This window comes from Paenibacillus sp. 10L310 (genome assembly GCF_056395745.1).
Window position 1 is genome coordinate 611,347 of sequence record NZ_JBFTKC010000003.1, and the last position, 18,135, is coordinate 629,481.

19 protein-coding genes are annotated in these 18,135 nt (G+C 41.2%); all 19 read right to left on the reverse strand.

The features are described 5' to 3' along the window. Positions 1 to 94: 94 nt before the first annotated feature. The 19 genes from AC1DE7_RS11810 to AC1DE7_RS11900 all read right to left on the reverse strand — a co-directional run bounded on the left by AC1DE7_RS11810 (position 95) and on the right by AC1DE7_RS11900 (position 17,670). A complete protein-coding gene (locus AC1DE7_RS11810; RefSeq protein ID WP_076251194.1) occupies positions 95 to 898 on the reverse strand; it encodes a sigma-70 family RNA polymerase sigma factor in 804 nt (267 codons plus the stop codon). A 66-nt stretch (positions 899 to 964) separates the two neighbouring features. Continuing rightward, positions 965 to 1,621, reverse strand: a complete 657-nt coding sequence (locus tag AC1DE7_RS11815) for a lytic transglycosylase domain-containing protein (RefSeq protein WP_477534408.1) — start codon at positions 1,619 to 1,621, stop codon at positions 965 to 967. Between the two features lie 63 nt (positions 1,622 to 1,684). Then, positions 1,685 to 1,900, reverse strand: a complete 216-nt coding sequence (locus AC1DE7_RS11820) for a hypothetical protein (RefSeq protein WP_340905622.1) — start codon at positions 1,898 to 1,900, stop codon at positions 1,685 to 1,687. After that, complete coding sequence (locus AC1DE7_RS11825; protein ID WP_282320899.1) at positions 1,897 to 2,271, reverse strand: hypothetical protein; 375 nt, start codon at positions 2,269 to 2,271, stop codon at positions 1,897 to 1,899. Before AC1DE7_RS11825 ends, AC1DE7_RS11820 begins: the two co-directional genes overlap by 4 nt. A gap of 78 nt (positions 2,272 to 2,349) precedes the next feature. After that, entirely contained in the window at positions 2,350 to 2,736 is a 387-nt protein-coding gene (locus AC1DE7_RS11830; RefSeq protein WP_477534409.1) for a hypothetical protein, read from the reverse strand. A 136-nt stretch (positions 2,737 to 2,872) separates the two neighbouring features. Continuing rightward, entirely contained in the window at positions 2,873 to 3,439 is a 567-nt protein-coding gene (locus tag AC1DE7_RS11835; RefSeq protein WP_477534410.1) for a sigma-70 family RNA polymerase sigma factor, read from the reverse strand. 597 nt (positions 3,440 to 4,036) lie between these two features. Then, entirely contained in the window at positions 4,037 to 4,414 is a 378-nt protein-coding gene (locus AC1DE7_RS11840; RefSeq protein ID WP_477534411.1) for a Na-translocating system protein MpsC family protein, read from the reverse strand. A gap of 273 nt (positions 4,415 to 4,687) precedes the next feature. Continuing rightward, on the reverse strand, positions 4,688 to 4,885 hold the full coding sequence (locus tag AC1DE7_RS11845) for a hypothetical protein (protein WP_477534412.1): 198 nt from the start codon (positions 4,883 to 4,885) through the stop codon (positions 4,688 to 4,690). Beyond that, positions 4,854 to 5,177, reverse strand: coding sequence for a hypothetical protein (locus tag AC1DE7_RS11850; RefSeq protein WP_477534413.1), 324 nt, complete (start codon positions 5,175 to 5,177; stop codon positions 4,854 to 4,856). Before AC1DE7_RS11850 ends, AC1DE7_RS11845 begins: the two co-directional genes overlap by 32 nt. Before the next feature lie 160 nt (positions 5,178 to 5,337). Beyond that, entirely contained in the window at positions 5,338 to 6,246 is a 909-nt protein-coding gene (locus AC1DE7_RS11855; RefSeq protein WP_477534414.1) for a hypothetical protein, read from the reverse strand. A gap of 12 nt (positions 6,247 to 6,258) precedes the next feature. Then, positions 6,259 to 6,660: a hypothetical protein gene (locus AC1DE7_RS11860; protein WP_477534415.1), complete on the reverse strand. Its 402-nt coding sequence runs from the start codon at positions 6,658 to 6,660 to the stop codon at positions 6,259 to 6,261. After that, positions 6,657 to 7,493 carry a hypothetical protein gene (locus AC1DE7_RS11865; RefSeq protein ID WP_477534416.1) on the reverse strand — a complete coding sequence of 279 codons (837 nt, stop codon included), beginning with the start codon at positions 7,491 to 7,493 and terminating at the stop codon, positions 6,657 to 6,659. The genes AC1DE7_RS11860 and AC1DE7_RS11865 overlap by 4 nt, the downstream gene beginning before the upstream one ends. 12 nt (positions 7,494 to 7,505) lie before the next feature. After that, positions 7,506 to 8,297, reverse strand: a complete 792-nt coding sequence (locus AC1DE7_RS11870; RefSeq protein WP_477534417.1) for a hypothetical protein — start codon at positions 8,295 to 8,297, stop codon at positions 7,506 to 7,508. A gap of 16 nt (positions 8,298 to 8,313) precedes the next feature. Next, on the reverse strand, positions 8,314 to 9,258 hold the full coding sequence (locus AC1DE7_RS11875; RefSeq protein ID WP_477534418.1) for a hypothetical protein: 945 nt from the start codon (positions 9,256 to 9,258) through the stop codon (positions 8,314 to 8,316). After that, entirely contained in the window at positions 9,258 to 10,307 is a 1,050-nt protein-coding gene (locus AC1DE7_RS11880) for a hypothetical protein (protein WP_477534419.1), read from the reverse strand. Before AC1DE7_RS11880 ends, AC1DE7_RS11875 begins: the two co-directional genes overlap by 1 nt. A 12-nt stretch (positions 10,308 to 10,319) precedes the next feature. After that, positions 10,320 to 10,649 carry a hypothetical protein gene (locus AC1DE7_RS11885; protein WP_477534420.1) on the reverse strand — a complete coding sequence of 110 codons (330 nt, stop codon included), beginning with the start codon at positions 10,647 to 10,649 and terminating at the stop codon, positions 10,320 to 10,322. A 22-nt stretch (positions 10,650 to 10,671) separates the two neighbouring features. Continuing rightward, complete coding sequence (locus AC1DE7_RS11890) at positions 10,672 to 12,444, reverse strand: hypothetical protein (RefSeq protein ID WP_477534421.1); 1,773 nt, start codon at positions 12,442 to 12,444, stop codon at positions 10,672 to 10,674. 62 nt (positions 12,445 to 12,506) lie between these two features. After that, the gene (locus AC1DE7_RS11895) at positions 12,507 to 13,652 is read right to left on the reverse strand and encodes a DUF1349 domain-containing protein (protein ID WP_477534422.1); all 1,146 of its coding nucleotides are present in this window, start codon (positions 13,650 to 13,652) and stop codon (positions 12,507 to 12,509) included. Between the two features lie 16 nt (positions 13,653 to 13,668). Then, positions 13,669 to 17,670 (reverse strand): hypothetical protein, encoded by a 4,002-nt coding sequence (locus AC1DE7_RS11900; RefSeq protein WP_477534423.1) that lies wholly within the window; start codon positions 17,668 to 17,670, stop codon positions 13,669 to 13,671. Positions 17,671 to 18,135 lie beyond the last annotated feature (465 nt).

Below are 18,135 nucleotides of genomic sequence, written 5' to 3' on the forward strand. Positions count from 1 at the left end.
ATAGGGCAAAAACAGCAAAAATCCCTCACGCTTGGATGCGGGAGGGACGTTATGTATGAGACATTATATAAGATATGAAGGGCTCAGACGACAATCAAGCCTGATCCTTTTTATCCAGCATTTTAGCTACTTTTCGCATAATTCTAGAGACTCTCATCTGGCTAATGTCTTCCATATCTGCGGTCTGGGTTTGATTAAACCCTTCAACACGATGCTTCAGTACAGTCACTTCTTTCTCACTAAGCTTGCGCTTGACCGAATCAATAACCGCATCAACGTATAACTTGTCCAGAATATCTTCTTCAATATTCTCCCCGCTATAGATGGTATCCATCAACGTCACGGATTGAGTTTGTTGATCATCAGCACCTACAGGCTCATCCAGGTATTTCACACCTTTACCCACTTGAAGTGCTTTATTGATCTTCTCTTCTTCCTCATCAAGCAACAATGCGATTTCATGTGCTGGTGGGAGGTAGCCCATATCGTGCTCAAGTCGATTGATTCGGTTAATTAATTCCGTAGCTGTGCGAGTTGGACGAATAATGCTTGCACTATCTCTCAGAAAACATCTGATTTCTCTGACAATCGCAGTAACACTAAACGAACTGAATTTTACGCCACGCCCCGTATCAAATGCTTTAACCGCTTTGATGAATCCCAGACGGCCCAGTTGAAGAATATCATCCTTCTCCACACAATGATTCTTAATAATCATTTCGGGCTTTCCAATATACTTATGAACAGAATGCCAAATCAAGTTCTCATTGACCAAAATACAATCCCCGAGGAAATGCTCATCGAGCTTACAACGTTCAATATTTTCTACGTCATCCATTGTGTAGTGCTTCTTATCTACCTGCAAATTCGTGCTAATATGTTCTGGAAATTTTCCCATTTGGATCTCCCTATGTAAAATTGATAAACGGTCTTATAGTATTCAAATTCTATTGTTAAATAATGTTTATTGACCTTTTTCGATTATTTGAAGCATCTTGTTATGATGTTCCTTCACTTGATTGTAGTACCAGGGGCGAGCCTTTCCCTTATTTACATTGCCCTCCCCCTGATTGTACGCAATAATTGCCGTACGAAGATTTCCGTCGTACTTATCCATAAGATATTCCAAGTATATAATGCTTGTTCTGATATTCGTTTCAGGCTGAAGTAGCTCCTGTTTACTCACTCCAAACGATTTCGCTGTGCTTGGAAGAATCTGAAGTAAACCAATCGCTCCATGGGATGATACACTTACCTCTAACATCCGGCTCTCTTGCCACATCATAGCCAGAATCCAGACGGAATCGATATCCGTATCCTTCGAATATTGAACTACCCACCTTACATACTTCAGCAGCTTTGCCCGGCTCACTGTTTTCTCATGGTGGAGTTCTATATACTGCTCAAGCATATCCGTCATTTGTATGTGCGTAGGAGCAACCAATGCATCTTTAACTTGTTTTCCCTGCTTTTCTTGCTTTTCTTGCTTTTCTTGCTTCTCTTGTTTTTCTTGCTTCATTGGTTTTACTGGCTTTACCTGCTCTGCTTCCATTGCTTGGTATTGTGAAACTAACACCACCACCGCAACAACAATACCTATTACTCTTTCTAAAGTGAGCAACAGATTCGCCCACCTCCTTACTGAAAGCCTCTATATTATAGAAGGAATAATCTCATACATAAGTTAGGATTGGTCTTGTTCACTTGGCTGATATACAATGATTGCGGCATATTCCAACGTGTTACTGGATGGATCAACGGTGGAGGTAAACTCCAGTCCGGTAACGAACGTGTGCGGCTTGGATAACATCCATGCGTTGATTAATTCTTCCACACCTGCAGCGCTAGCGGACACAAACGTTTTTACAGCTAAATCCGAAGCGTAGTTTAACACTTTCATTGCTCTTCACCCGATGACTCTTGTTCCTCTTCCTTTTTCTCTTCAATGAGTTGATTAAACTCCTCTTCGGTCAGTTCATGAATCTCCAATTCGTAAGCACTTGTCAGAATGTACCCCATACCATCCGTTAAATGAACGTTATAAAATGTTTGTAGTTCTTCATGAAAGGTACCCTCTTCGTAGTTGAATCCAATAACGGCTTTTTCGTAACCAGCTACACGACCAGCAAACCATACGTTGGCTTTTGTTGTTGCGCCGGTTGGCGTCTGGATTTCATGCATATTGGTCGGCGCGTGGATATACTTTCCAATCATACTGGCTACGATTTCTTCCGTTAATTTATCATCTTTTGCTTTGATCATATGTGTCATTGAATTATTCCTCCATTAGTTAAAGTCTCGCGAATATTCTTGCCCTTACATTCTCTATACGTGTTATCGGAGCGGCAGTTAAATTGGAGCCGCAGATGAAGGATTGGTTCCGCTGCTTAGGACCATATAGTTCGTCCGCATATGGTGTACAGCCACGTCCAGATCAGCCACTCGTTTGGAGACAAAATCTTCGATGACAGGCTCCAATGGCCTGAAACCTACAGCCAAGATCGGTTTTTTATGTATATACGCATGATGCATGATCACAATATCAGTAGAGGTCAAATAATCCATATCCAGATTAACCAAGACAGCATCAGCCTGTACCACTACTTTCTCAATGATCAAGGTATACTCCCTGTTGCTTAAATCAGAAGCTGTCGAAGAATCATGACTTGCCCAAGCGATATCCGAATACCCCTCTAGACGTTCCACAGAAAATCCTAAAACCACCACACTAAGCATCCTTGTTCCGCCTTTCTTTCTGTACTAATCTCTCTATACGACATAAAAAAGCACCCAGTTAAGGGTGCTCTCTCTGTTCTATGTAGGTTACTGAATCTATCTTCATCAAACTTAGGCTATTAATTGCCACTTATGACTACAATGCTTCGTATTTCTCACGAATCGCTTTCCATAACTGGGATATCCGTGCCTTGGATACACCTAGCATTCCTGCAATCTCTACAAATTCATACCCCGAAGTCCGAAGCTTAAAGATTTGTTTCTCACGTTCGTTCAGCCTCATATTTTCCATAATATCTGTTACAAACTCAAAGTTCTCATAAGCAAACCCAGCATGACCAAGCGCTAATGCGATGTCTGAGCTTTCCGATTCATCGCCACCACCCTGATACGTGCACATGATCTGTACAGCGTTAACCACACTGAGATTTTTCTCAGACATACACTTGCGGTACATGTCCTTGATTTTATTTTCGATAAGATGATCAACAAACGTCGACATTTTGGCCTTTTCTGCATCATACTTGTCCAGGGAATTAACTAATTTGATCATAATCTCCTGGGTCACATCCTCTTTCTCCATCCCGGCAAACGTTTTACCTCTAAGCTTGTGACGACACTTCTCCTGAGCTTTGTTCAGGAACATGTCTATATCCCCAATCTCAAATAAATCATCAAAACCCATAGCAGTTGTAGCAGACATTATTCATTTCCCCCATTAACTATTTAATTATCAGTAATCGTATTCTTTCTTCACAATCTATTCGCTATCCAGCATGATCTTACTCTGCATTCCCGCTTTTGCTCCCGAAATCTCATATACCATATGTAGTCTTGTTACACACAATTGAAGCTAATAAGCCTAATTACATACAAACGATCAAGAAATCTCCCTTTGATCCGCCTCCCCATTCCCATCCTATTACATTCAGAATAACAAATACGAACTAATGTTCGCAACATTTATTTATTTCGTTCGCTTATATGCCTTTTACTGACTATATACGAAGTACACGGTGAAAGGTAAAGTAGCATTTTTTACAAACAAAAAGACCAACACAGAGCGCACCACTGGAAAATACCAAAATGGTGGAATGTGTCGGTCTTGGTCTGACATCTATTTCGTCCCAATTACCGAAGATATGGCCTTCAAGTTCTTTAACAAGGTTATAGGCTTCGTCAAGATTATTAATCTATTCGATCGCCATAAGGGTAGTATAAGGAAATATGTAGGATATTGTCAACAACAAAAATTAGTTCCTAAGAACCTGTCCAGTATTCAAACGTTAGTTTATAGGTCTTAAGGCATGTTAATCTCATCATTTTTCAGCAGCACTTCAACATCCTTGTTCATCTTGAAGACTGTAATCTGCTCTGCAAAATCATGACCAAAAAATGTTGTTTCGATGTCTTCGATCTTCAGACCCATGTTGATATAGGAGAAAACGGGGTTGAAATCTTCTCTCATCATATATGCTAGCTTCATCTTGTATTCGGCGAAAATTTGACTTGAGTGAGATTGCATATGTTCCAGCATGAGTGCTTCAGGCTTGGTGAATTTTGCTGTAAACTTTAAGATGATAAAATGATTCATGATAGAGACTCTGGTATCTACCGGCCCGCGTTCAGTAAAATCTTTTCTTATTCTGGATGCCAACTTTGCGAGCTCTCTTTCCAAGTCTTTTATCTCAATGTCCCATCCCTCCTTGCCAATCATCCTGACCCCTTCTACTGCCCCTGAACATATGAATTCAACCTAGTTTAATCAAAACTGCTTGTACAAGACAAGTTTCAATGGATGCATTAAATCAAGTCACTATCAACTTTTCATGAAAAAGGAATAGACCCCAGAACTAGGCTTGGGGTATATCACTTTATTAACTATATTTTATAATTATTCAAATAAATTAGAAGTTGGTGCTGAAAAGCTAACATTAGTTAGCTTTTACGCTTAATTTATCATTTCATTGGTAAGCTCTATTTTGAGCAGACTAAACGCAACCAGGTTCAAAACGACATTGGCACCATAGTCTCTTTCGATCAAATCGAACGCTTCTTCCGTTGCTCCAACCAGATCCTCCTTATCCGAGGTCATCTCGGTAGTGACAATTTCCTCATCATTCAGTGCAAAGGTCAGCCTGTACATCATCTGTATTCCCCTCCTTAGAGGTCAATTCAATATTTCGCACATCGGTAAGATCAATGATATGAACCACATCGTCTGTATCTTCCAACGTAATCGATTTCCCCTCGTTCTTGTGTTTGGTGAAAAGTCGGCGATATTCTTGCTTAACCTCATCCCCAGTTAACGGGATTTCGCGTACGACCTTATCCGAATCTTTCTCTTTCTGTTGTAATCTTGGATTATCTTCCATCCAGTTCACCGTTTTTTTCTTCCCACTTCCCTTGAAATAGAAATGAGCAGTAAGTTCAATATTCATCGTACACTACCTCCCGGAATAATTACGTTCTCATACTACTTTCTCTATACGTCTTGATCAGCTGATTGTTAATGCTAATCTTTCTTCAATGCAGATGTGGGAAACACAAATTATTTTGTTGTTAAAAGAAAAAAAGGACAGCATATGCTATCCTTCCGTATTAGTATTTCTTAACCGCTATACGATTACCGTATGAGTCATATATATATTGGAAGTTAGTTTGAACAGGTGTTGTTCCCAACCTGGTGATGGACTTGGCCACCAATCTTCCCTCATCATCATACTGATAGATGACATCAACCAAAGTAGGAAGCTGCACGAAGTCTAGACCATCATATCGATATATCTCACCAATCGAAATGACCAAGAAGGAATCATTCTGTGCATAACCTTCTGGAGAAGCCGGCATGGTAAGTACAGGTTCTCTAACAAGCTGCTCGGTGTAGTTGTCTGTAACGACTTGTCGAATAGCTCTTCCCTGATTGTCAAAAGCAAAATATGTAACCACATCCGTATAATCTACCAAATCGCTGATCGATTCCCACGGATCAATGACATTCAGGCGTTTTCGTTCACCCCAAGTCATGCTCACATGGGTTTCTCCATCGCTGATCATATCGGCACTGTGTGTGTCAGGATGTGTGTAATAATTGGCCTTAACTTCAATATTCTCTAGTTTAATTCGTTCTTCAGTAGTAAACACTTTCTTCTCAATGCCATCTGCTAAGATGTCTGCACTATGGAAATCTGGATGCTCATATACCATGACCTCCAACCCGTTAACTGTTAGGATGCCATTGGATTTATAGCTAACATTAGATCCCGTAAGAGGTGTATATTCTTCGCCATACATATATAATGTTGGCAAATTTTGATTACTTTCATCCGTGAGTACGGCATAAATAGCTTCCGTTATCCCTTGTGGGGGAAGGTCTGTTTTTGCATTTACTGTTGTAATCTTACCTAATGCAATCTTGACCAATCGAGCATCTAGAGTCCCGCTGTCTTCCCTGGCTTCCTTGATCTCGTTTGAAAGCTTGACCACTTTACCATAAGTAATGATATCCATGATCGTTGTCTCCTATCTGACCGTCAACCCCGTTACTTCAATGGTAAAACCTGAAGGCACGGAACCTGGATTAATGATTTCAAAATGGAAATGAGATGTACCATCCTTATCGTCATAAGGTAAATCCACATTGTCGTATATCCCGTCTATGAAGTTGCCTGTACTGAATTCTGCTGTATTAAAGTATAAAATTTGGGCTTTCAATTTGTCTGCACTATCAAGTATGTGAAGTTCCACATTCGTTTCCTCTGTGGGGATAACACGTACCGTCTTAATCAGAAAACGGGGGCTTTCCATGGGGAGCGAAACGATTAATGTTTCTCCACCCCCGTTTAGTGCTTCAACTATATGAGACAATTCTACCTGTTTGTACACGTCTTTCAGCTCCTGCATAATTCGCCATGTTTTGTTCATTGACCTGCCCTCCTCCGAACTGGAATATAGGTAGCAGGATACTTCCGTGGCAATATCGTGGTTGGTACAGTTGGATCTATATTGCCTCCTTGACCAGAAAGATAGCCTTGAAACTCATTCATTTCGTCTTTGTAAATGTGCTTTACAATATATTGTATTTTTACACCCTCCGATGAGGCAGGGGTTCTCTGACCTACAATAATTGATCGAATAACTCCCTTGAATGAATCCTTTGAAGGCAAAACAATCTTGGTAACATGTACCCATCGACCATTTGCTTGCTTTGTTAAAGAGCCCAGATAACCTGCCATACCAAGATTACCTGTGAATCGAGCTTCTGGCGTGTTATGTACTGGAAGATAACCCACGCTATCGTAAATGCTTATCTCTTTGGTATGGCTTATTATTACACCATGGGTGTCAGTCAACATAAAACGGCCTGTATAATACTGAGGGAGCTCCTCCTGATCATACCCCCAAATGGAATAAATATTTTGCTCCGATGGGTTCTCTGAAGTGAGATGATGAAGCTTTCCAACCGTGTACTCGTACTGGACTCCCTTGAGTTTCAGTTGCCCCGTTTTACCAGAGCTTTTGCTCGTATACAGGGATAAAGATTGCGTCGCATTGGAACGATATGGACCCTGAGCGTATGTGTAAAGTACTCCTGAATTATGTTGCTGGCCTGCCCTCTCAGGGTCATAGCTAGAGCTCGCCTTTGTTCTATTAGAATAATAAGTACTGCTTAGATATGTATAAAGAACTCCTGAATTACGCTTTATCACGACTTGTGAAGGCGTGTAAATGGATTGCTCTGTCCCTGCTACAGCCATATTCTCCCCCCTCTACTGCATCAATACAGCTACGGTGTTACCCGGTAGGAAGCTTGAACCTCCTGTGGTCAGAGAATATACCTTGTATGTCTTGTTCGCCACTGTAATCTCATCTCCGTGGCTTACACCTGCTGCAGGTGCAAAGTAAATATCATGCAGTTCACCTCGCGGACCTTCTGCATTATTGGCCATAATACATGGTGAGAGATGGTAGAGCGCGCCCCAACCCGGATTGGTCGGTACCATCGCGGAGTATGATTTGTACACGTTATTGGTCTGAATATTATCCAGATCCTTGACTGTACGTATACCATTGAATCCCTGGTAGCTCACTCCGATCCCCTGAGCACCCGAGTGATTTTCTTGGGAATAGCGATACATCAGACCGAAATACCCCAAATTGGATATACCCGTTACCGAGTTCACATCCCCAGCCAACCACATAATTACACGATCTGCTGTAACCGAAACTTGATAGACAGTCAGCAAATTAGAGTCAACAACAGCAGTATGACAGTAGAAGTTCCGTGTACTAAACATTTTCCCATCCGGTATACTTCCGTCAGCCAGCAATACATCTTCAGCTACCGTCACGATAATATAGTTGCCGTTTGTTTCCTTCGTATTCCCTTTTTCAAACTTAATAAATAGCTTGTCTTTGCCAGATGAACCTATCGATTTAATAACAAAGGCATCTGAGGTCTCAAAATAAATTGACCAAGGAGAGGATGCAATTCCTTTGAAACCATTAATTAAGGATTGAAACAACATATTCATTTTGACTTTACCATTGAAGAATGACATGTATTAGGAAACCTCCTTATATTTTAAATAGTATGACCCGTTGTCCACCCATGACGTGGTTGCTGCCGAAGAAGCAAGGATTACAATATCTAATATTGTTAGATGATGTGTACCATTGTGCATGTATAGAAGTTGCAGGCATTTGTTGATCAATAACGTGGAATACATAATACTTATTCTCACCTAAATCAAGAATGGATCCGTCCGGATGTTGTGAAGCATCTTTCAAACAAGCTGTGAACATGTCAGCAAATTGTCCCCGTACTCCTTCGGATGGATTAAATACCATAAATGGGTTAACATAGTATCGTCCACCTACACCCGGAGATGTAAGCTGGGCATCTGTAGTAAAGTTATAGTACTCGTAAAGAGTCCCATTACGGGACTTTCTCACCACGCCTCTCCCCACATTAAAATCACCAGAAGCTAAATTGTTATTATTATTTACGTTCGAAGGCATATGTGTAAATATACCTACGAAATCATTAGCAATCGCTGGGTCCTCTAATTCAAGTGCTGTTAATCTACCTAAAAAAATTCGAATAGGAAACGCATAACCTGTATAATTTTGATATTCCCCGTGAATAAGTACCATGTCTTTAGTTGTGAACAAAGTCCATTTGTATGTGATATTATATTGATTACCGCTAGCTGAAAACGGTGTTTCTGAGAGCACCTTTCCTGGAGAATCTATATATACATCCACCTTAGGAGTTGGATTATTCATCATTCCCCATCTGATTACGGCATTATATGACGCTGCGTGATTTGCCATTGTGAAACACAGACTGTTATCTGCCAGATTTTTGAAAACAGTGTTTCCCCAGTTACCCCCGCCGCCAACTGCGGCAGCCGCATATTTTTTCACTTCCCACCATGAGTCACCTGCCATCTGTATTTCGGCGTTGTTCGAAAATTCTGATATTGCACTCACCCATGAATATCGTTTAGGTACTGCCATTACTTGGACACCTCCGTTGGTAATTCGAATAATATGGCTCGTTGTCCATCTCCCAAGAGCGTGTTGCTGTCAAAGAAGTAGGGTTGAATATTTCTAGTCTGACCTGAGATGTCGACCCAATATTTGTAACTTGTCGGTTGTTGTTGATCTGTAACGTGAAATACATGGTACCTTTTACCATCCAGATCAATCATCGACCCGTCTGGATGTTGGTTAGCGTCTTTAAATACTACAGACTTCATTTGTTGAAATTCACCTCGTACTCCTTCTTGGGGCTGGAATACATACCATGGGGAAATAAAATATCGATTGCCCAGCCCTGGCGAGGTAGCTTGAGCACTTGTACAGAAATTATAGAGTTCATACTTTTTATTGTTACGTGAAGCTCTAACTACCCCCCTACCAATATTATACAGATTATTATTAGCCCAGTTACCATCACTGCCAATAGGTGCATGAGAGAATATCCCCACAAAAGAATCCTCAACTGCAGAATCTTCCTTCTCGTACGCGTTTAACTTACCCATGTAAAGCCTGAATGGATAGGCATATCCAATATTACTCAGCGCTTCTCCAAAAATAAAAATCGCTTCTTTCATTGGGAAAACAGTCCATTTATAAGCGATATCATAAGTCACATTTCCTGCTGAAGTATGGAAAGGTATATTTGCTTCTTCTCCTATATTGTAAGAAACATCTGGATATGATTCCTCTTCAGTTGAAGGCCTGGTTAGTCCGCATCTTAATTGATATCCATACAAGGTCCATTTATACACTACTGGATAATTTAAGCAAAGGGAAAAAAACAGTGATTTATTATTCAAATTTTCTAAAGTTATGGATCCCAGCGGATTGCCATACACTTGTCCCTGGTTAGGAGCATTAAAAGCTTTAGGCTGAGAATACGGATCTTTAGGATAATAAGTTACTTTCCAGTTGACATCCTCATATGGATAAGTATTCATCTCCTTTGCCAATGTACTCAAAAAACTGGTCACGGTGCTCGTAAACTCGTACCGTCTAAACCCTTGTACCACTGTTGCTGTCATGCGCTCACCTCCTTAAATGCCATATCGAACTTTCAATTCCTGAAGCATCGACTCTTTCAGCGCTGTCAGAAATACGGTGCGAATTTGCACTTGTCTATCTGCTTCCTGACGCTGTAAATCATGATCCACTAGCTCCTGACTAATTTCGTCCATTAACTCAATAGGAACTGCCTGTTCCAATGCTTCCAGCATCGGAAGGTACTGCTGCCCTGTCCCATCGAAGATAATATCGCTCCGCAACATAAACATCAGGAGTTCCACCTCTTCCTCTGCAATTGGCGTAAGGTTCGTACCTACCATTTTGTCGAACAAAGGACGAAATCCCGTTTTAATTTTGGTCATTGAGAAATGTGATTCCACTCTATCAACCTACCTTTCTTTTTTGAACGCCAAGGATATTTCCATCCGAATCGTACTTATATTTTTTTACTATTTTCGAACCATTAAAGTCGACCATCTCGGTATCCACACTACCATCAGAGTTATAACCGTATTCAATAATCTTTGTCACTAATGGTTTTATATCGTTGTTATATGTAATCTCTTTGATAATTAGGCCGCTTAGAGCGTCATACTCAAAATAAACGTCCTGTTCTTCCATATCTTCAAGCACAGACACACGTTGCTTAATAGGGCGGTCATCATAGGCTGAACTACCTTGTAAGTAAAAGTACATTGCCCCATTATTCAACTTGCGTCTAATTCTTCCTTCTTCCCGTTCATAGGTTATCGTCTTAACTTGCCCGTCACTCTCCGTAATGAGCTCCTCTAGAAGATTCCCCTCAAGATCGTACTCATAATCAATAACGCGGTTAATACCTCCAGTAATAATCTCACGCTTCATTCTGCCTTTGGAGTCATACTCATACTCTGAAGTTGAAGACGTATTGATGATCGACCCTCGGCTAAGCAATGTCACACGTGAATCAACCGGAATATCATAGAGAAAACGAATTTCCGTATCCGTATATTCGATATAATCTTCCCCAGGAGTTACCCTAATGCCATCCAGAAGTACTTCTACACTATCAGAACCAATACTATACTTTGGACAATAAAAGCTCTTTTGTTCTGAAAGCCTTATATCAGGTGGGTACTCAATTCGAAAAATCGATTGATTTTCCATCGTCCCCCTGGATGCAGCAAGCTCCAGCTTGGATTGCATGTGATTTAAACGATCCGGCAGCTTATCAAATTCAAAGCCATCTTTGTCTGTTCTAGCGTCTGAAACTTCAGCCTTAGTCTCACCAAAACCTTCAACTTGTTTGGACAAGTCTCCGGTATGATCAATCCACCTGACCACTTCTCCGTCTAATTCATTGATCTGAGATTGAGCATCTGTGATTCTTGCCTGGAGATCTTGAAAATCTCCTGTAGACACCGTTTTGGTTAGATAATAGCGTTGGTCTTTAAGATATACCGCATCGAAGGTCGCACCTGTCGTGACAGATCCCAAAATCATGCCGTTATCGGGTTCATCGGGAACCACCTGATGTACGAAGGTTCCATCATTTTTTAGAAATATATAATATCTGGTATCTTGCTCAGCAATAAAGGAATAGAGGGACTCCTCTTTTTGAACGAGTATACTGCTAATGCTTGCATAACCACCATTGATCTGAAGCTTAAGCAGACCATTAGAATCGATAGCTGCCGCTCTTATTGCTAAATCAGATAGTGGAATCGTTTTTAGTTCATCAATGGAATGCTCTATATCTGATATAACATCTGCAAGTGATTCACGATTCCCCCGAGTATTTCCTAATTCATTTTCCAAACTCTCCAACCGTTCATTTTGTTCATGAACATCCATGCTGAGATCCGTTACGTTTTTCTCAACTTCACCCAACTTGGACTTCTGGTCTTCCAACAATATTCCCTGATTCAATACCCGAGGTTCCAGATCAGCAATACGCAATTCATGATCGGTTATCCCTGTTTCATTCTGTTTGCCTACAAGTTCCATCTGTTCCAAACGCTCAGGGAGGCTGACATAAACGCTTCTGGCTTCCTCCATCTCTGAAAGATGCTCATCAATTTCTTTGTGGGATCGGGTCCCTTTGTTTAACAAACTATTGTGGTCAAGCAACTTGCCATTGTTCGTTCCTGAACTTGTCCCGCTAAAGCGGACAGACATATTCTCACCTCCAACTCAACCCTTATTGAATCTATACGTGGTCGAGCACTTAAAGTTTAGAGCTATATATACGTTGAAGAAACGTTGATCCCGAACGTGACCTGGGCTTCATAATTGGTGCTGGTATCCAGCCTCTCTACTCTCACCCAGAATTGATAAGGGCTTTCTGGAGTTATCTCGGTTGCGTTCACTTGCATACTCCAGGCTCCTGGTTCTCCCTCAACATCGGGCGCTAACCGAACTACGTTTTGGTACTGATCTCCCCGATAAGAGGCAAGCTCGAAGTTAACATTTTGAAAAACACCTTGGTTCAATGAATTTTTGGCAATAAACAATACATTCTCCGTTACGGATTGACCAGAGGACATATAACCGAGGAAACGTTCCTGGTTGTCTTGTAACCGCATGTCAAGAAATTCTCCATTGTCGCTATACTCACGATAGTAAAGATCCACTCTAGGTTCAAAGTAATATGTATCGCCACCGTATATACTTAATATGTCTGAAGACTCAAATCTATTGCCGTCAGGCAAAGTCACTGCAAAGCTGCCTGTAAACGGATAACCATATCGTTGAAAGTCAAACATGATGGAGGTATTCTCATATTTACATATTTTCTTTTCAAGAGTTTTTCCTGCCTGATCCCGGAGTTCAACCTGATAGCCTTGTTTCAGATTATCTACCTTCACTCTGGCACTTCTTTGAATTCGAATATGATTAATGAGTAGTGGTTCACCTTGTGTTCCTGATTCTAAGAAAAGCCCGATCTTAGGTACAGAGGAGATGACTTCCTGATTACCAATAAACCGCCATATCTTCCCGTCCTCTGACCAGTATGCGGAATATACATTAAAACTTCGTACCAGACGGATCCAAGGATAACTTCTCGCTATCCCTTTTTCCGCATCAAAATACTCTTCCAGTTTCACCACATTCTCATCGTCTGCATATACAATAAGTCCCCCGGAGTCTCCCTCAACAGTTGGATTATACTCATTCTTGACATCCAACACGAACTCTTCAATTCCCGTTAACTCCGTGAAAAACATATATATTGGAGACTCTCCATGTCTTAGTTCAAGTACCCCATGATCAGCATTGTACCTTCCAGGATCGTCAGTCAATACTTCCCACCCTGAGTCAAGTTCGGATTTATTGAAATCATCAAAATAGATTAACCCTTTTTCCTGACGTTTCACAATTCCCATCCAGATCCTCCTTTCTTTACGTAAACAGCCAGATCCGCTTACCGATCACACACATCTTGGGTCTTGCTTTCCAAACTTCCAGCAGGCATTTAATCAGTGCTTCCACACACTTGTCTCCCCCACCACCTTCGCAGTAAGGAATGACATAGACGTCATCACATATCCAGTTGGTCAGTTCCATCCAGTCCAGATTAGCGTATTCGTAGCTACGCGTACCCACTTCCTGAAGGGAGGTGAACACCCATTTGAACTCATGTTTGCCTTTGGGCACTGGATGTGAAAAAGTATAGTATCCACCCTCTTGGGTGAATGTTTTGATCAGCTCATCGTCAATGAAGAAATCCAATTGACAATCAAACGGCTCAGGTACCCACACCCATCTTTCGTAGGCTTTGAAGTCATGCAGCCGGAAGGTTGTCAGATATCGTTTTCCTGTCCATTCGCTGATCTGCCCCTTCTGATCTGTTGTAATCTCCACTTTATACTTGCTATAAGGCTTGGGAGCCAGATCATTCAGTTCGAAGCCACGATACCCGTCCCCGTAATACTTTTCATCCCATAACACTTTTCCGTCCTCACGTGTAATTTTTACGCGCATATTACTGTTATCGCAGCCGCCCATCCAGATTGGTTTGTTATTCCAAACTTCGAAGTGGGTCACTTCTGCCCAGGATGGATCTAATTTGCTAATATCGTCAAGTTGCATCGATCCGCCCCAGATCATCGCTCCATCTCCCGGGCAGCCCTGCTCAAATCGAATGCGGATCTCGTAATTTTTCTTCTGATCTGATGTATTTTCTACCTCAATAGAAATGATTTGATCATCTTCATTTGTAACTGGTCGAGTATCAATTACTTGCCCTTCTTCAAGAGTTTCGATGACAATTTTAGTTCCCGAACAAGCTCTACTTGTATTTTTATATAAACGAATTACATCGAGCCAAGCATGACTTCCACCATCTGGCGCAGTCGTAACTGGTCCGGGCGGATTCCATGAGTCTTCACTTGGATGCGGAGACTCTCCTTCTCCATACAGTAATCCCTGAGCGTCTCCGCAGAAAGCATCCCATGTCTCTAAAAAGCTACCTCCGCTGAGAGTGAATCCACCAGCATCCAATCCAGAAGCCGTAGTTTCACCCCTTTTTTTATGAAGGCTATACTCAATTCGATAGGTATGACCAGGTGTTAAAGTTTTAAAGCTGTCTGTAAATTTTCTAGGCTCTCCGTTTAATAAATTATAAGTGGCACTTCCCGCTTGCATATTTAGTGTTAAATCCCATATTACTGCTTGTACTTTCGTTTCATAATCATAATCGGGATACCCAATCAAACTATTTTTATTTTTACTGTAAGGGTCTTCAGTATGTATCTGCAAATTACCAATAGTCGCATGATAGCGGACATTTTGCTTGTTTTGATCATTATCTGGATAGATATCCGTGACGCCAATACTTACAGTGTATCTACCTGGTCGGGGTACATTAATTACATCAGATTGATAGGATGCTGCCGATCTTTCCCAAAATTCATTGGTGAAACTGTCATAATCAACAGTGGTACTATTGTATCCTCTGTTGTTATTCTCTTCATGGATTAGCTTTTTTTGTTTTGACTGACCTTCAGGATAGAAATATACTCTAAGTTTAGCTCTTGGGTTCTTGTCTACTAGGTAACTAATAAATTTGTAGTTAAGTCTAAATTTGCCTTCACAATGAAAAGAAATTTCTATTTTTTTAGTGTATTTACTATCAAAATCAGAATTATTATCTCCTGGCTCTGTACCTTTAACGTTTATAGAATAATAAGGTTGTCCTAAAAATTCAGGGGATTTTACTCCTGCACTTGGAATGATAGTTGGAATAATTCTTCTTAAACCCTGAACTTTATTATTTTTTACCGGATAAACGGTAATTTGCTCACTGTATAAGATATTTCCAGTAGGTGGAGCTTTAAAATACCGTGTGACTGTCTTACCTTCATCCAGTACTTTAATACCCTGCACACCATTATCACTATAAAGTGATCCATCGTTCTTCCATCCCCACTGGCTAGATTGTGCCGAGTTTCCGTCATATGGGGATTGCCCATATTCAATTTTGTGTGTTTTGGTACCTGCTAGAAAACATCTTTGTCCAAAAGGATCTGTGACTTTATCTCCTATTTGATCATTTCCTGGCTCATTTCCACTGCTATTTCCAGAATCTCCTGAACTTCCTGAACCTCTGACACCAGGAGTATACGCCTTCCCATCTTGATATATCCAGCGAAATATATGATTACCAGCGGGAAGGGGATACATACAATCTGTACCTTTATCACCGTTAGATCGACTTCCTGTCCATACGCTGATGCCATCTATTTGTAGTTCTAACTTCTCCCCCGTATCAAAGTCGCCACCATACTGCCAGCATATATATCCAGAGTTATTCATTGAAGCTGTAAATTCACAAATAAAATTTTGGTTATGTCCCTGTGCCCACATTACACCATCTCCAACCGGGATTGGATCAGGGGGATTGTCAGGGTTATATTGCGGAGGTTTGATATCTTTCCATTTCCAACCACCAATAAATTTCAAAGACGGTTTATAAACATCCTTCTCATTAAATAACTCTCCAAATATTTCTTTATCTCTTGAAGTACCTTTATCTGGGTCATAATTGGAATCCATTGCAGGATAGATTCGCATGTGCTCTTTAATTTCTAATTTGGCACCAGGATTGAGCTCTGCGCTGTATGTAATTGTATCTCCATTTGTTTGTGTAGATGCTCCAGCATCGGTTACATCCCATCCACGTGTCACATCAACATATGAACCTAGCGGTGACGTTGTACGGTATGTATTACCCGTGTTATTACCATAGGTGAACAAATGATTCTTCTGATATTTAAATGGCTCCTCTGTCAATCTATCTTGAATATGAAACTCTATGATGTTGTGTCCAGCCTCTAATGGAATACGCACTAGTTCCCTAGCACTTTGCATGGAGGTATAGTGTACTAACATTCCGTTAACTTTTACTTCAAAAGCTTCAGTCGGTCTTAGCGAATGCGCGTAACTGAATACAAACCACCCCTCATGATCTAATATCACCTCTGTCTGTGCTATCATATTCCCTTCCGTTGGTTCGTCCAAACGTAAAATATCTTCTTTACGAATCCATCTCGGATTTCCCGACATTAACCATTGATATTTCCCAATACCTTGTCCAAGATGAAACGGCTCCCAATGATCAATTTCTCGCGGAGGACAAGTTACTTCGAGTGAACCTCTCAAATCCACCGTCGTATCCGGCCCTGCAACAATTTCATATTCGATTTTAGCCTGGTTGGTCTCTGTTTCTGAATAGTCCCCATTCAGTTTCCATTCCACACCGTGCACTGAGCGAGCATAGCTACCATGATCTCCATCTCCACGCTGGGTCCGCTGAAAGAATTCATCATCAAAAAACAACTGATAATCATGATTGGGATACGGCTCTTCATCCACCCCCATCTTGTAAGCAAATGAAACCGTTCCATCACATTCGTTATCCAGATCCATTGTCATAGTTTTCTTACGCAAATCATCCGTAATGAACTGTCCTTTAAAATGCGCCTGTGCCACACTTTGCGGTGATCTTACAACCCAGTTTCCATACTCATATACGTCCTCACCATCCAGATCGTAATCTTTCGGCGCAGGCGGCTTGCGTGTATCCACAATCTCAACGACTTCAACATCCTTGATATAGATACCATTGTTCTGCCATACTTCGGGTCTCATTTTGCGGATTAACCAGTCGAACTTGTACATCTGTCCTGGCTGCAACGTAAATGCAGCTTCCTGCCATCCACTGTTCTCGCTCCATTCACCTCCGACTTGCTGCCCATTAATATAGAACAGCATGCCATTACCGCGCTTGGCGCTAGCCAGGTACTTGAACCTGATCTGTCCATAACGCTTCACACGCCAGTTAAACGTGATTTTGGATGAGTTTCCAATCTCCAGAAGCCCTAAATCCAGTTTTAAGATCATCTCGGAGCCAGATTGTTCATTTCGGCCTACGGAGTGAACAGCTACCCATTCCTGATCCTCCGTTGATGATACATATCTGAAGAAATCAGGGAATTTATTCGAGAACGGGACGTCCTTTTTCATCGAAAAGAGCGGGATCTCATATACGGTTGCATCAAAATGATTAAAGTAATTCCCACTAAAATGATGGTAGTAGGGTGCCGGACAGATCGGTAATGACACACCATGATGACTACCTCCAGGCTTCTGGGCGTTTTCAAGAATCTTGTGAATACAGTCTTTCACCATTTGCAGTACTCGCTGATATTGTGTTTTATCTGGAGGCTGCTGTTGTTCTACCCACCATTCAATCCTGCGATACATATTCCATAAAGCTTCACGGCATCGTACACTCGCATACCAAGACTTATCTCTCAGATATTGCTCAATGATTTGATCAATACTGTTTTCCAGGGCATCCAATTG

Bases quoted from the DNA above. Each gene is read 5' to 3' on its own strand.
- AC1DE7_RS11810 (WP_076251194.1), bottom strand. From the start codon at position 898: ATGGGAAAATTTCCAGAACATATTAGCACGAATTTGCAGGTAGATAAG.
- AC1DE7_RS11820 (WP_340905622.1), bottom strand. From the start codon at position 1,900: ATGAAAGTGTTAAACTACGCTTCGGATTTAGCTGTAAAAACGTTTGTG.
- AC1DE7_RS11825 (WP_282320899.1), bottom strand. From the start codon at position 2,271: ATGACACATATGATCAAAGCAAAAGATGATAAATTAACGGAAGAAATC.
- AC1DE7_RS11830 (WP_477534409.1), bottom strand. From the start codon at position 2,736: ATGCTTAGTGTGGTGGTTTTAGGATTTTCTGTGGAACGTCTAGAGGGG.
- AC1DE7_RS11835 (WP_477534410.1), bottom strand. From the start codon at position 3,439: ATGTCTGCTACAACTGCTATGGGTTTTGATGATTTATTTGAGATTGGG.
- AC1DE7_RS11845 (WP_477534412.1), bottom strand. From the start codon at position 4,885: ATGATGTACAGGCTGACCTTTGCACTGAATGATGAGGAAATTGTCACT.
- AC1DE7_RS11850 (WP_477534413.1), bottom strand. From the start codon at position 5,177: ATGAATATTGAACTTACTGCTCATTTCTATTTCAAGGGAAGTGGGAAG.
- AC1DE7_RS11855 (WP_477534414.1), bottom strand. From the start codon at position 6,246: ATGGATATCATTACTTATGGTAAAGTGGTCAAGCTTTCAAACGAGATC.
- AC1DE7_RS11860 (WP_477534415.1), bottom strand. From the start codon at position 6,660: ATGAACAAAACATGGCGAATTATGCAGGAGCTGAAAGACGTGTACAAA.
- AC1DE7_RS11865 (WP_477534416.1), bottom strand. From the start codon at position 7,493: ATGGCTGTAGCAGGGACAGAGCAATCCATTTACACGCCTTCACAAGTC.
- AC1DE7_RS11870 (WP_477534417.1), bottom strand. From the start codon at position 8,297: ATGTCATTCTTCAATGGTAAAGTCAAAATGAATATGTTGTTTCAATCC.
- AC1DE7_RS11875 (WP_477534418.1), bottom strand. From the start codon at position 9,258: ATGGCAGTACCTAAACGATATTCATGGGTGAGTGCAATATCAGAATTT.
- AC1DE7_RS11880 (WP_477534419.1), bottom strand. From the start codon at position 10,307: ATGACAGCAACAGTGGTACAAGGGTTTAGACGGTACGAGTTTACGAGC.
- AC1DE7_RS11885 (WP_477534420.1), bottom strand. From the start codon at position 10,649: ATGACCAAAATTAAAACGGGATTTCGTCCTTTGTTCGACAAAATGGTA.
- AC1DE7_RS11890 (WP_477534421.1), bottom strand. From the start codon at position 12,444: ATGTCTGTCCGCTTTAGCGGGACAAGTTCAGGAACGAACAATGGCAAG.
- AC1DE7_RS11895 (WP_477534422.1), bottom strand. From the start codon at position 13,652: ATGGGAATTGTGAAACGTCAGGAAAAAGGGTTAATCTATTTTGATGAT.
- AC1DE7_RS11900 (WP_477534423.1), bottom strand. From the start codon at position 17,670: ATGATCTTAAAACTGGATTTAGGGCTTCTGGAGATTGGAAACTCATCC.